This is a genomic window from Leifsonia sp. ALI-44-B, assembly GCF_001984125.1.
Classification (GTDB): domain Bacteria; phylum Actinomycetota; class Actinomycetes; order Actinomycetales; family Microbacteriaceae; genus Okibacterium.
Genome location: NZ_MTQL01000006.1, coordinates 893,436 through 906,657 on the forward strand (window position 1 = coordinate 893,436; position 13,222 = coordinate 906,657).

The following is a 13,222-nucleotide window of genomic DNA, read 5'->3' on the forward strand; positions in this document are numbered from 1 at the left end:
CAAGCGACCTAACGCTGCAGTGGCAAGCGGATGTCGAAGCGAACGCCGCCGCCCTCGACATCCACGATCTGAGCAGAGCCGCCGTGAGCCGACACGATCTCGGCGACGATCGAGAGGCCCAGCCCCGAGCCACCCTGGTCGCGAGAACGGGCGTCGTCGAGGCGCTCGAAGCGTTCCCAGACGCGGGACTTGTCCGCATCCGAGATGTTGGCACCGTCATTTGCGACAGACACGACCGCGACGTCGCCGTGAACCGTCGACGACAGCCAGACGCGGGAGCGGGCGTGGCGTAGCGCGTTGTCGCCCAGGTTGCGCAAGACCCGCGCGATCAGACGCGCGTCCGCTGGCGCCTGAGCAGCAGACACGCCTCGCGCGTCGACAACGATCGGCGGCGTCGGAACCGCGTCGGCATCGTCGTTTGCGGGCGCGGGCGTCGTCGCCACGAGTGTGCGCAGGCGGGACGCCTCGGCGAGCACGAGGTCGTCGAGGTCCGTGGGCTGGGTCGAGAGCGCGAGACCGTGCTCGTCGGCGCGAGCCAGCAAGAGGAGGCCCTCGACCAGGTCGGCCATACGCTGCGACTCCTCGGAGGTCGTGCGGGCGAACTCCTCGACCGGCACACGGCCGGGGTAGCGCAACATGACCTCTGAGCTTTGGCGCAGCGACGCGATCGGTGAACGAAGTTCGTGCGAGGCATCCGAGACGAAACGGCGCTGGCGCGACTGTGCATTGTCGAGACGCTCTAGCATGCGGTTCATCGTCGCGGCCAGCGCGTCGATTTCGTCGCCCGTTCCCGGAACGCCCACGCGAAGGCTCAGGTCGGCGGCCGACACGCCCTCGGTTTCCCGGCGGATGCGGTCCACGGGGCGCAGAGCACGGCCCACCACCACCCAGCAGGTCACCGCGACCAGCGCAACCAGCAGCGGCAGAGCGGCGAGCAGCAAGACCGCCGTTGTCGAGATCGCTTCGCGTCGGGCCTCATCATCGACGCCGACGACCAACACGCCATCGTCGACCTCGGCGGACACGATGAAGACCGGGTCGTCGTCCTCTGGCAGGGTTGCCTCGCGGCCACCCTCGAACTCCGAATCGGCGAGCGCCGGAACCTCGTCAGCGTCGTCGGATGCCGCGAGCACACGGCCGTCTTCGCCGACGAGTTGAGCGAATCCATCCGCGTCGTTCAGCGCCGACGGGCCCGAGGCGTCGATCAGCGACTCGAAGCGGTCGAGTTGGGCCTCGGCGGCGACGGTCGCCTGATCGAGCAACGTGGACTGCAGGACGACAGCGAAACCGACCGCGCCCGCGGAAACCGTGACGGCGACGACCACGCTCGCGATGACCGTGATGCGCGCCCGCACCGAACGCAGCCTACGCTTTCGCGTCGGGCTGGAGGTGTTGGCGGCAGGGGGCGCTGCCACATCACCCGGCGAACGGCTTGTGCCCGGGTCCTGACCGCGATCGGGTGTATGCCCGAGGGGCGCGTGGGCAGACGGATGGCTGCCGCGTGTCTGGCCAGGGGCACGATCAGGCGTGTGGGCTCCAGCCCAGTTGCGCTCAGACATCCGCGACCAATCGGTAGCCCGCGCCGCGCACCGTTTCGATCGAGGTGCGACCGAAGGGGCGGTCGACCTTGTTGCGCAGCGTGCGGATGTAGACCTCGACGATGTTGGGGTCGCCCTCGAAGTCGAAATCCCAGACGCCGCCGAGGACATCCTTCTTCGAGCGGACCTCACCCGGCCGTGACGCCAGGAACTGCAGCACGCTGAACTCCCGCGTCGTCAGCTCGATCGGAACGCCGCCGCGCGTAACGCGCCGGGATGCCGGGTCGAGCGTGAGGTCGCCGACCGTCATGAGGGTCGGCCGCTCTCCCCCGCCGCGGCGGATCAGCGCCCGCAGCCGAGCTAGGAGCACCTGGAACGAGAACGGTTTCGTGAGGTAGTCGTCCGCACCCGTGTCGAGCGCCTCGACCTGATCGAGGTCGCCATCCTTGGCCGTGAGCATGATGACGGGCGTCCAGTTCTCGTCGGCCCGCAACTGCTCGCAGATGCGATAGCCACTCATGCCGGGCAGCATGATGTCGAGCACGATGACCGCATACTCGTTCTCGCGCACCAGCCACAGGCCGTCGACACCGTTCGTCGCGGTGTCCACGGCGAAACCCTCGGCCTCGAGCCCCGCCTCGATGGCACGCAACAGGTTCTTCTCGTCATCGACCACGAGAACGCGCATGTGTCACCTGCTTCGCATCAGAGGGGCCATCGGGATGACTTGGGCCGGGGTTTCAGACTATTCGACGCGCTCACGCGGGCGAGGGCGTGTCGCCGGCGCGTGATGGCCGGCGACGGCAGCGTCGCCACCGTGAGACGTCGGCCCTGCCGCAGAGACGCGCAGGGCCGACGGCGATGCGGCCCCGCGCCCAGACGAGCTGCAGGGCCGACGATGATGCAGGCTAGCGCTGCGTGCGCACGACGCCGAAGGACTCGTCGAGGTCGACATCCACTTCGGTGCCGTCCTCGAGGCGCACCTCGACCTCGAAGCGGTGGTCGGCGTCGTCCGAGCGCTCGGCATCGACAACGGTTCCGCCACCGGCAGCCTTGATGGCCGCCTCGGAGGCCTTGGCGAGCTCGTCGCCGACCAGATCATCCTTGTCGACGGACGCACCGGCCTGCCTCGAGGAACCCTCGGTTGCGGCGTCGTCGGAGTCAGAGCCGGTCGACGACGAGCCGGAACCCGCTCCGCCCGACACTCGAGCCCGGTCGTCGTCGCCGTCGGCACGCGAAGACAGCACCTTGAACGAGTCGTCGAGGACGACGTCGTAGGAGACACCATCCGACCCGAGCACATCGAGTTCGTAGCGGTTGTCGTCACGCTCGGCATCGATCACCTCGCCGCCACCGACCTCTTTCACGGCAGCCTTCGACGCGCGGTCGAGGTCGGCGCCGGTCACGGCATCCGAACCCTCGAATCCGTCGGTGACCGCGTAGGCGATGCCCGTGCCACCCAGCACGATTCCGGCCGTGATAGCCGAGGCGGTGATGATCTTGGTCTTCTTCTGCATGGGATGCTCCTTCGTGGTTCGCTGCCCTGTTGTGGGCATGAACAGAGCATCTCGAACCGACGCTGAAGCCAACCTGAAGCGCTCAGAAATCAACCGGTGCCGGTTAACGCGAATGTCGCACCGGGCCGAAGCCAGCGGTGCGACATCCACTCAGTTCTATAGAACCCTTACAGCCACTTCTCGACGAGGTGGTCGGCCACAACGCGACGAGCTGTGCCCGAACGCGAGCGCAGCACGAGGCTCTCGGTGCGGATGATCGGACCCTTGCGCTGCACTCCCGCAACCAATTCGCCGTTGGTGACGCCGGTCGCCACGAAGTAGGTGTTGTCGCCGCGCACGAGGTCGTCGCCCGTGAGGATGCGGTCGAGATCGTGACCGGCCGCGATGGCCTTCTCGCGCTCGGCGTCGTCCTTCGGCATGAGCTTGCCCTGGATCAGGCCGCCCAGTGCCTTGACGGCGCAGGCCGTGATGATGCCCTCGGGCGTTCCGCCGATGCCGACGCACATATCGATGCGCGACTCGTAACGGGCCGCGTTGATGCCACCGGCGACGTCGCCGTCGAGCAGCAGTCGGGTGCCGGCACCGGCCTCGCGGATCTCCTCGATGAGGTTGGCGTGGCGGGGGCGGTCGAGCACGGCGATGCGCATCTCTTCGACGCTCTTGCCCTTGGCCTTAGCCAGCGCGCGGATGTTCTCGCCGATGGGGCGCGAGATGTCGATGACGCCGTGGCCCTCGGGACCGGTCACGATCTTGTCCATGTAGAACACGGCCGACGGGTCGAACATGCTGCCCCGGTCGGACACGGCGATGACCGAGAGCGCGTTCTGGCGGCCGGCGGCGGTGAGGCTCGTGCCGTCGATGGGGTCGACCGCGATATCGCACGCGGGGCCCGATCCGTTGCCGACCTGTTCGCCGTTGTAGAGCATGGGCGCGTGGTCCTTCTCGCCCTCGCCGATCACGACGACACCCTCGAAGTTGACCGTTCCGAGGAACTTGCGCATGGCGTCGACCGCGGCACCGTCGGCGGCGTTCTTGTCGCCCCGGCCGATCCACGGCGTGGCACGAATGGCGGCCGCCTCTGTCGCTCGCACCAGCTCCATTGCGAGGTTGCGGTCGGGGTGCAGGTATTGGGTTTGTGTTTCTTGCGTCACGGGAATCCTCTGATTCGATCGATACATCGGCTGCATATTTATCAGGTGCTGGGGGCCCACTCCCAGCCTAGCCGCCGTCATTTCGCGAGCACCGGTCAGATCGGATGCCCCGCACGAACGTGCACTCCGCGTGCGCACTGCGCGACATCCCCCCGATCACTAAACTGGCTGCAGTAGTCCGATCTCGAAGGAGAAATCTATGCCCGTCGCCACCCCAGAGCAGTACGCCGAGATGCTCGACACCGCCAAGACGAAGGGCTTCGCCTTCCCGGCGGTCAACGTCTCGAGCTCGCAGACCATCAACTCCGTGCTGCAGGGCCTGACCGAGGCCGGCTCCGACGGCATCATCCAGGTCACCACGGGCGGTGCCGACTACTTCGCCGGCCAGACCGTCAAGAACCGTGCGGCCGGCGCCATCGCCTTCGCCAAGTTCGCCACCGAGGTCGCCAAGAACTACCCGATCACGGTCGCGCTGCACACCGACCACTGCCCCAAGGATGCGCTCGACGGCTTCGTCATGCCCCTCATCGCCGCGAGCGAAGAAGAGGTCAAGGCCGGCCGCAACCCCATCTTCCAGTCGCACATGTGGGACGGTTCGGCCGTTCCCCTCGACGAGAACCTGCGCATCGCCGAAGACATGATCGCCCGCACCAAGGCCATCAACGCCATCCTCGAGGTCGAGATCGGCGTCGTCGGCGGCGAAGAAGACGGTGTCAGCCACGACATCAACGAGCACCTCTACACGACGCTCGACGACGCGATCGCCACGGTCGAGGCCCTGGGCCTCGGCGAGAAGGGCCGCTACATGGCCGCCCTCACGTTCGGCAACGTGCACGGCGTCTACAAGCCCGGCAACGTCAAGCTCAAGCCCGAGCTGCTGAAAGAGATTCAGGATGGCCTGGCCGCCAAGTACGGCCACGGCCCCAAGCCGCTCGACCTCGTGTTCCACGGCGGCTCCGGCTCCACCGATGACGAGATCGCCGAGGCCGTGCGCAACGGTGTCATCAAGATGAACATCGACACCGACACGCAGTACGCGTTCAGCCGCTCGATCGCCGACACCGTGCTGAAGAACTACGACGGCTTCCTCAAGGTCGACGGCGAAGTGGGCAACAAGAAGGTCTACGACCCGCGCTCGTGGGGCAAGATCGCCGAGACCGCCATGGCCGCGCGCGTCGTCGACGCCACGCGCCAGCTCGGTTCCGCGGGAAACTCCATCTCGCGCTAGACCCTCGGTCGGCCGCGTGCGATGCGCGGCCGACCCGCAACGACGAACGCCCCGTGGATGCATCCGCGGGGCGTTCGTCGTTGGTGCTGGAGTTGTCGCGGATCAGCCGCGCTGCATGACCGCATCCATGATGGTCGGGTCGGTGGCGAAGCCCGCGAAGATGACGACCGTTGCCACGACGACGAAGATGACGCCGCACAGCACGGGGATCCACCAGCTGAGCTTTCCTCGACGGATGGCGCTCAGCGACCAGAGCAACGCGACGACCCACATGACGGCGTGGATGCCGGCCGTGATCCAGCCGAGCGTGATGAGCAGGTCGGTGGGCGGCGTGGCCGTGACGTTCATCTGCTCGAACGCCTGCTTGACCGAGACGGGGAGCGCCGAAATGCCGCTCACCGAGTTGAGCACCGCGAGCAGGCCGAAAGCCAGCAGGAGATACGTGATGAGACGGTCGCGGCGGGCCGGGGCGACGCCACCGGCCGAGCCATCTGCCGTGGCGGCCGCGGATGAACCGCCGCCGAAAGCGTTGGCGAAGAATCCGCCGGGGGCCTGCTTGCCGTTGGCCGAACCGGAGCTGTTTCCCGTGCCAGAGCCGTTGCCGGACACCGGACCGTTACCGCCGCGGCCAGCAGAACGTGCCGGCTTCGATGAGCCAGAGGGCCCAGCAGCAGAGGGCGCGTCTTGGCCGCTCGGCTTCGAAGAAGGCCGTTGCGCACCCGCAACTCGCTCGCCATAGCTGGCGGGTGAGGATGCCGCGTGACCATCGTGGTCGACGGGCGCAACGGGGGTGTCTGCGTCGGCGACGACCGGAACGCCCTCTTCGGTGTCGAACGGCACACGGATGGCGGCACGCTGCTCTTCGGGTGTCGCGTATTCGCCGAACGCCGGACGTTCGGGACGAACGGGCGCCGCAGCCGCCGGACGGGAAGCCGAGGCGGAACCGGTCGCCGAGCCGGATGCCGCCGCAGCTGCAGCGGCCGCGTCGACGGTCTCGCCGTACGTCTTCCCTGTTTCGGGTGCGTCGGTGGGCACGCCGGAATGTGCCCCCGTGTCGGGAGCATCACCGGGCTGCGGCGAACCGCCGCCCATCACCGGGTCGGTCGTAGAACGAGGTGTGTCTGTCGTGTCGCGGTCGCCGCTCACGAAGAGACCCGCCCGCCGAGCGCACGCGCTTCGCGCTGGCCCTTCAGGTTGGTGCGCAGCTCCTTGGGAAGCGAGAACATGAGGTCTTCTTCGGCCGTCTTGACCTGCTCGACGTCGAGGTAGCCCGCCGTGGCGAGGTCTTCGAGCAGCTCTTGCACGAGCTCTTCGGGCACGGAGGCACCCGAGGTGACGCCGACGGTCTTCACGCCGTCGAACCACTCCTGCTTGACCTCGTGCGAGTAGTCGACGCGGTAGGCGGCCTTGGCGCCGTATTCGAGCGCGACCTCGACGAGGCGCACACTGTTAGACGAGTTGGCCGAACCGACGACGATCACGAGATCGGAGTCTTGCGCGACCTTCTTGATGGCCACCTGACGGTTCTGCGTGGCGTAGCAGATGTCGTCGCTGGGCGGGTCTTGCAGGTTGGGGAAGCGCTCCCGCAGGCGGCGGACCGTCTCCATCGTCTCGTCGACCGAGAGCGTGGTCTGCGAGAGCCACACGACCTTGTCGGGGTCTTTGACGTGGATGTTGGGAACGTCGTCGGGGCTGTTGACGAGCGTGACGTGATCGGGAGCCTCACCGGCGGTGCCCTCGACCTCTTCGTGGCCTTCGTGGCCGATCAGCAAGATCTCGAAGTCGTCGCGCGCGAACCGCACGGCCTCGCGGTGCACCTTGGTGACCAGCGGGCACGTGGCGTCGATGGCGAGCAGCCCGCGGTCTTGGGCCGCGTTGACTACGGCCGGGGACACGCCGTGGGCGCTGAACACGATGTGCGCGCCCGGCGGAACCTCGTCGACCTCATCGACGAAGATGGCGCCCTTGTTCTCGAGCTCGGACACCACGTGGATGTTGTGCACGATCTGTTTGCGCACGTAGACGGGCGAACCGTACTGCTCGAGCGCCTTCTCGACGGCGATGACGGCGCGGTCGACGCCGGCACAGTAGCCGCGGGGGGCAGCGAGCAGAACCTTCTTCTCGCCCTGAACCGGGGTATTCTTGAGCCTCGCCCGTGCGCCTGGAATCCGGGGCATTGGCAGGCTGATCGTTGCGTCACTCACCCTTCGATTCTAGGCGCTGCCGCTGGGCGTGAGGTTAGAGGAGGAACGCATGGCTGCCGAACGGTCGACGACGGGTCGAAGCCCGAGCACGACGGGGCCGTCTTTCCGCGCAAACACGGGCTCTGGCGGGGGTGCCGACGAGGTTTCCGGGTCGCAGCGGGCCGGTGCTCAGGCATCCGCGAACCCCGCCGCGCCGAGCGGGCCGTCGGCCGAACATCCCTGGCCCGTGTCGATGTTGGGCCAGAAACTGCGCGAATACATCGATCGCCTGGGCTCGGTGTGGGTCGAGGGCGAGATCACGCAGTGGGGCGTCTCGGGCGGAAACGTCTATGGAAAACTCAAAGACCTCGATGCCGACGCCACCATCTCGTTCACCGTGTGGTCGTCGGTGAAATCCCGCATCCCGTCGGACCTGAAGCAGGGCGATCACGTGGTCGCCATGGTCAAGCCCAACTACTGGGTCAAGGGCGGCTCGCTCACCATGCAGGTCTTCGACATGAAACACGTCGGCCTGGGCGACCTGCTCGAACGCCTCGAACGCCTGCGAGCGCAGTTGAAAGCCGAGGGGCTCTTCGACATGTCGCGCAAAAAACCGCTCCCCTTCCTCCCCGGTTGCATCGGCCTCATCACGGGCAAAGACTCGGATGCCGAGAAAGACGTCCTGCGCAACGCCCAACTGCGCTGGCCCGCCGTGCGCTTCCGCGTGGTGCACGCCGCCGTGCAGGGAGAACGCACCGTGGCAGACGTCTCGGCAGCCATCCGCACGCTCGACGCCGACCCCGACGTCGACGTCATCATCGTGGCGCGCGGTGGCGGCGACTTCCAGAACCTGCTGGGCTTCAGCGACGAACGCGTCGTGCGCGCGGCCGCCGAATGCACCACGCCGCTCGTGAGCGCCATCGGCCACGAAGCCGACCGCCCGCTGCTCGACGATGTCGCAGACTTACGCGCCTCGACGCCCACCGACGCCGCCAAACGCGTGGTTCCGGATGTCTCGGAGGAGCTCGCCCGCGTGCAACAGGCCCGCAGCCGCCTCACCGTGCGGCTCACCACCTATCTGCAGCACGAGATCCACCGCGTGGAACAGCTGCGGTCGCGCCCAGCGCTCGCCTCCAGCGCCTGGATCGTCGACCAGCGCTCGCAAGACCTCACCCGTTACGTGGCGCGCGGCGCCGAGCTCGTCGACCGCGCCCTCGAAAAGGCCTCCACCGAGACCGCCCGCCTGCGCTCCGAACTGCGCGCCCTGTCGCCGCAGCGCACGCTCGACCGCGGCTATGCCATCGCGCAGCTGCCCACGGGTCATGTGCTGCGCGACGCCGCCGATGCACCGGATGGCGTCGCCCTCACGCTTACGCTCGCGACGGGTTCGATCGGCGCCACGTCCTCCGGCCCGACGGGCGAGGCGGATGCCGCAGACCCGCGTCGCCCGAGCGTGTGACCCGGCCATCCGCCCGCTTTCAGCCGAGTAGAATCGGGGGCATGGCCAGCACCCCCGACGTCGCAGAACTCAGCTATGAAGAGGCGCGCGACGAACTCGTCCGCGTCGTCTCCGAACTCGAACAGGGGTCGGCCACGCTCGAGCAGTCGCTGGCGCTGTGGGAACGCGGCGAGGCACTGGCCCGCCGGTGCGAAGACTGGCTGATCGGCGCCAAGGCCCGCCTCGACAAGGCGCGCGCGGCCCACGACGAGAACGCGGCGGCATCGGCCGAATGAGCACCAACCCGCCGAGCGACCCGAACGCCGGCACCAGCAGCACCGACTCCCCCCGCGCCGACTCCTCCCGCGCGGGCACACCCGGCGCGCCGAGGCCTCGCAGCGGCACGCCCGCCGATCAGCGTGACGAGCGCCGCCGCCAGCGCGTGGTGGCCGAGCTCGGCCGGCCCGAGACGCCCGAAGAGACGGCCGCCCGCAAGGCCGAAGATTCGCGCAAATACCGCATGCGCAAGACCGTGAACAACCTGGTCTTCTCGCTGCTCGTCACCGTCGCGGTCGTCGTGGTGATCGTGTTCGCGGTTCCGCGCAGCGATAAGCCGCTGCATCCCGATATCGACTATTCGCAGGTCGCACAGACGACGCAGCAATCGCAGACGCAGATCCTGGCCGACCCCGAGCTGCCCGACACGTGGAGCGCGAACTACGCCGAGATCCGCACGAGCAAGGCCGCGGGTGTGGCGTCGTGGAACATCGGCCTCATCGCACCGGGTAACGACTTCATAGGGCTGACGCAGGGCTTCGACGCCAACCCCACGTGGGTCGGGCAGCAGCTCGAGCAGTCGACGGCCACGGGCGTGACCACCATCGACGGCATCGAGTGGACCGTCTATGACAACCGCGGCTCGAGCGACGACCTGGGCAACCTCGAATACGCGCTCACCACCGAGGCGGGCGGCAGCACCTACATCATCTTCGGAACCGGCACCGACGCCGAGTTCGAGCAGGTGGCCTCGGGCATCACGTCCGACATCCAGGCCAACGCGGCGCGCGCCTCGGCCACGCCGACGCCGGCCGCCACCCCTGCCTCCTAACGAGAGCTTCTGTCACACCCGCGTCTGTTCCCTCGAGAGAAAACGGAGTCCCGATGCCTACGAAACGCCCCGGAAAAGTCTGGTCAGAGATGGTGCGCGGAAACGTGCGCTTCGTCAACGGCGAGCCGCAGCATCCCCGTCAAGACGTCGAGCACCGCGCGTCGCTCGCGCACAGCCAGACGCCCAGTGCGGCGCTCTTCGGATGCTCGGACTCGCGTCTGGCCGCCGAGATCATCTTCGACAAGGGGCTCGGCGACCTGTTCGTCGTGCGCAACGCCGGCCAGGTCATCTCGGACTCGGTGCTCGGATCGCTCGAGTACGCCGTGACGGTGCTGAACGTTCCGCTCATCGTGGTGCTCGGGCACGACGAGTGCGGGGCCGTGCGCGCCGCCATCGACTCGCAGGTGCCGGGGGCCGAACCGCTGCCGCCGCACATCGACGGCATCATCCAGCAGATCGTGCCCGCCGTGCGCCGCGTCACGGGCGGCGAACCCGCCGACGACCAGGTGAACGCGCTCGAGGTCGGCCGCGAGCACCTGCGCGACACCGTGGCCGAGATGCTCGAACGCTCCGAGATCATCAGCGACCACGTGGCGCGCGGCGTGCTGGCCATCGTGGGCGCCAACTACCGTCTGCTCGACGGCACGGCGATCGCCGATGTTATCGTGGGCAACGCTGACACTCACCAGCCATGAGCGACGAGAACAGGAACAACGTGGTCACCACCTCTCACACCGAATACCGCATCGAGCACGACACCATGGGCGAGGTGAGGGTTCCGGCCCACGCGCTCTACAGCGCCCAGACGCAGCGCGCCGTCGAGAACTTCCCGATCTCGGGTGCCGGCCTCGAGCCCGCCCAGATCGCCGCCCTCGCGCGCATCAAGAAAGCCGCCGCCACCGCCAACGCGCGTCTGGGTGTGCTCGACCAGGGCATCGCCGAAGCCATCGCCCGCGCCGCCGACGAGGTCATCGCCGGCAACCACGACGGCGAATTCCCCATCGACGTGTACCAGACGGGCAGCGGCACGTCGTCGAACATGAACATGAACGAGGTGCTCGCTTCGCTCGCGACGACGAGCCTCGGCCAGCCCGTCCACCCCAACGACCACGTCAACGCCTCGCAGTCCTCGAACGACGTCTTCCCGACCTCTGTGCACATCGCCGTGACCAGCGCTCTGATCGACGACCTCATCCCGGCTCTTGACCACCTGGCGGTCGCCTTCGAGAAGAAGGCCGAACTGTGGAAGAACGTCGTCAAGGCGGGTCGCACCCACCTCATGGACGCGACCCCCGTCACGCTGGGCCAGGAGTTTGGCGGCTACGCCCGCCAGATCCGCCTGGGCATCGAGCGCGTGCGCACGGCCCTCCCTCGCGTCGCCGAGGTTCCGCTGGGCGGCACCGCCGTCGGCACCGGCATCAACACGCCCCAGGGCTTCCCCCAGCTCGTCATCCAGCTGCTGCAGGAAGACACCGAGCTGCCCATCACCGAGGCCGTCGACCACTTCGAGGCACAGGCCAACCGCGACGGACTCGTCGATGCGTCGGGCGCTCTGCGTGTCATCGCCGTGAGCCTCACCAAGATCTGCAACGACCTGCGCTGGATGGGCTCCGGCCCCAACACGGGTCTCGGCGAGCTGCACATCCCCGACCTGCAGCCCGGATCGTCGATCATGCCGGGCAAGGTGAACCCCGTCATCCCCGAGGCCGTGCTCATGGTCGCCTCGCGCGTCATCGGCAACGACGCCACCATCGCCTGGTCGGGTGCGTCGGGCGCCTTCGAGCTCAACGTCGCCATCCCCGTCATGGGCACGGCGCTGCTCGAGTCCATCCGCCTGCTGTCGAACGCCTCGCGCGTGCTGGCCGACAAGACCGTCGACGGCCTCGAGGTCAACGCCGAACGCGCAACGGCCCTCGCCGGTTCGTCGCCCTCGATCGTGACGCCGCTCAACAAGATCATCGGCTACGAAGCCGCCGCCAAGATCGCCAAGCACGCGGTGGCCAAGAAGATCACGGTGCGCGAAGCGGTCATCGACCTCGGCTACGTCGAGCGCGGCGAGATCACCGAGGAGCAGCTCGACGAGAAGCTCGACCTGCTGAGCATGACGCACCCCGGCTAGACCCGGTTCACGCCTAACCGCCGCCTCTGCGGCACACCCTTCGAGGGCCCCGAGAGATCGGGGCCCTCGTTCGTTGGGGGCTGCCGCTGCTTCTCGCACTCGGAAGCGCTTCCCGCACCAGCGCAGTCACCACGCGCCAGAGCATCTCGCGGCGACCAAGGCCAGCCAGAAGCCGACGATCAGCGCAGGGCCGATGGGGATGCTGCTCCCTCCGTCGATCGCCCCACCCCGCGTGCGCGCGACTCGTGCCAGACGACTCAGGCCACCGAGGAATGCGCCGAACACGCCCAGACCCACCGCGAGGACGACGACGCCGAGCCCGATCGAACCGGCCGCAGCGCCCAGCAGGAAGGCGAGCTTGACGTCCCCGAAGCCGAGACCACCGAACCACCAAGCCAGCGCGCACGACGCCCCGTAGACGAGCGATCCGAGCAGGATCCAGACGAGCGCCTCCCCATCGGCGGCCAACCACGGCGCCGCCGATGTGATCACGGCTCCGGCGCCGTCGAAATTCGTCGAGGTCTCGCCACTTCCGGCCAGCTCCGCGCTCGAGCCGTTAAAGATGCCGACAACCGTCTCAGCTCTCCCCCTCGGCAGCGGCGCCGGACTCCGAAGATCGGTGTCCACGCTGCGAGCGGCGTCCAGAGCTCTGAGCGAACCGGCGAGGACGGCCCAGGCGGCGAGCGCTAGCCCGGGCACGGTGGACCTATTGGGGAGACGGTGGAACAGGACATCCGAATTCACGAGAGGGAGAGAGACCGCTGCGACGTAGGCGATGAGCACAATGTCGGGCGAGACACCTCCGGCGACGAGCACAGCGCCTAGGAGTGCCACCACGGCGCCGGAGGACGGCAGCCATACTCCTCCTGCGCGGGTGCTCACATGACGAAGCATTCGTGAGCGACGCATTTGCGAAAGCGGCACTCGAGGGCGAGGCGCT

Annotated in this window: 13 protein-coding genes; 6 read left to right on the forward strand and 7 right to left on the reverse strand. The window is 67.9% G+C overall.

The window, feature by feature from the left end; translation table 11 throughout:
* Positions 1-8 precede the first annotated feature (8 nt).
* The 4 genes from ALI44B_RS05175 to glpX all read right to left on the reverse strand — a co-directional run bounded on the left by ALI44B_RS05175 (position 9) and on the right by glpX (position 4,242).
* Complete coding sequence (locus tag ALI44B_RS05175) at positions 9-1,355, reverse strand: sensor histidine kinase (RefSeq protein ID WP_179100207.1); 1,347 nt, start codon at positions 1,353-1,355, stop codon at positions 9-11.
* Between the two features lie 196 nt (positions 1,356-1,551).
* Positions 1,552-2,226, reverse strand: coding sequence for a response regulator transcription factor (locus ALI44B_RS05180; RefSeq protein ID WP_077053593.1), 675 nt, complete (start codon positions 2,224-2,226; stop codon positions 1,552-1,554).
* A 220-nt stretch (positions 2,227-2,446) separates the two neighbouring features.
* Complete coding sequence (locus ALI44B_RS05185; RefSeq protein WP_077053594.1) at positions 2,447-3,055, reverse strand: PepSY domain-containing protein; 609 nt, start codon at positions 3,053-3,055, stop codon at positions 2,447-2,449.
* 167 nt (positions 3,056-3,222) lie between these two features.
* A complete protein-coding gene (gene glpX / locus ALI44B_RS05190) occupies positions 3,223-4,242 on the reverse strand; it encodes a class II fructose-bisphosphatase (protein ID WP_407668751.1) in 1,020 nt (339 codons plus the stop codon).
* A 163-nt stretch (positions 4,243-4,405) separates the two neighbouring features.
* Between glpX and fbaA the strand changes: the two genes are divergently transcribed.
* Positions 4,406-5,434 carry a class II fructose-bisphosphate aldolase gene (gene fbaA, locus ALI44B_RS05195; RefSeq protein WP_077053596.1) on the forward strand — a complete coding sequence of 343 codons (1,029 nt, stop codon included), beginning with the start codon at positions 4,406-4,408 and terminating at the stop codon, positions 5,432-5,434.
* A gap of 102 nt (positions 5,435-5,536) precedes the next feature.
* On the opposite strand, the gene ALI44B_RS05200 is transcribed toward fbaA, so the two are convergent.
* Both ALI44B_RS05200 and ALI44B_RS05205 read right to left on the reverse strand, forming a co-directional pair.
* A complete protein-coding gene (locus tag ALI44B_RS05200; protein ID WP_143458993.1) occupies positions 5,537-6,469 on the reverse strand; it encodes a DUF6264 family protein in 933 nt (310 codons plus the stop codon).
* 107 nt (positions 6,470-6,576) lie between these two features.
* The gene (locus ALI44B_RS05205; RefSeq protein WP_077053598.1) at positions 6,577-7,611 is read right to left on the reverse strand and encodes a 4-hydroxy-3-methylbut-2-enyl diphosphate reductase; all 1,035 of its coding nucleotides are present in this window, start codon (positions 7,609-7,611) and stop codon (positions 6,577-6,579) included.
* Between the two features lie 259 nt (positions 7,612-7,870).
* On the opposite strand from ALI44B_RS05205, the gene xseA reads away from it, so the two are divergent.
* The 5 genes from xseA to ALI44B_RS05230 are packed head-to-tail and all read left to right on the forward strand — an operon-like array spanning position 7,871 to position 12,282.
* On the forward strand, positions 7,871-9,076 hold the full coding sequence (xseA, locus tag ALI44B_RS05210) for an exodeoxyribonuclease VII large subunit (RefSeq protein WP_077053997.1): 1,206 nt from the start codon (positions 7,871-7,873) through the stop codon (positions 9,074-9,076).
* A gap of 41 nt (positions 9,077-9,117) precedes the next feature.
* Positions 9,118-9,351: an exodeoxyribonuclease VII small subunit gene (locus ALI44B_RS05215; RefSeq protein WP_077053599.1), complete on the forward strand. Its 234-nt coding sequence runs from the start codon at positions 9,118-9,120 to the stop codon at positions 9,349-9,351.
* Positions 9,348-10,163 carry a DUF4245 domain-containing protein gene (locus tag ALI44B_RS05220; protein WP_083709549.1) on the forward strand — a complete coding sequence of 272 codons (816 nt, stop codon included), beginning with the start codon at positions 9,348-9,350 and terminating at the stop codon, positions 10,161-10,163. Before ALI44B_RS05215 ends, ALI44B_RS05220 begins: the two co-directional genes overlap by 4 nt.
* A gap of 53 nt (positions 10,164-10,216) precedes the next feature.
* A complete protein-coding gene (locus tag ALI44B_RS05225; protein ID WP_077053600.1) occupies positions 10,217-10,858 on the forward strand; it encodes a carbonic anhydrase in 642 nt (213 codons plus the stop codon).
* Entirely contained in the window at positions 10,855-12,282 is a 1,428-nt protein-coding gene (locus ALI44B_RS05230; RefSeq protein WP_077053601.1) for a class II fumarate hydratase, read from the forward strand. Before ALI44B_RS05225 ends, ALI44B_RS05230 begins: the two co-directional genes overlap by 4 nt.
* A gap of 126 nt (positions 12,283-12,408) precedes the next feature.
* On the opposite strand, the gene ALI44B_RS05235 is transcribed toward ALI44B_RS05230, so the two are convergent.
* A complete protein-coding gene (locus ALI44B_RS05235; RefSeq protein ID WP_143458995.1) occupies positions 12,409-13,164 on the reverse strand; it encodes an A24 family peptidase in 756 nt (251 codons plus the stop codon).
* Positions 13,165-13,222 lie beyond the last annotated feature (58 nt).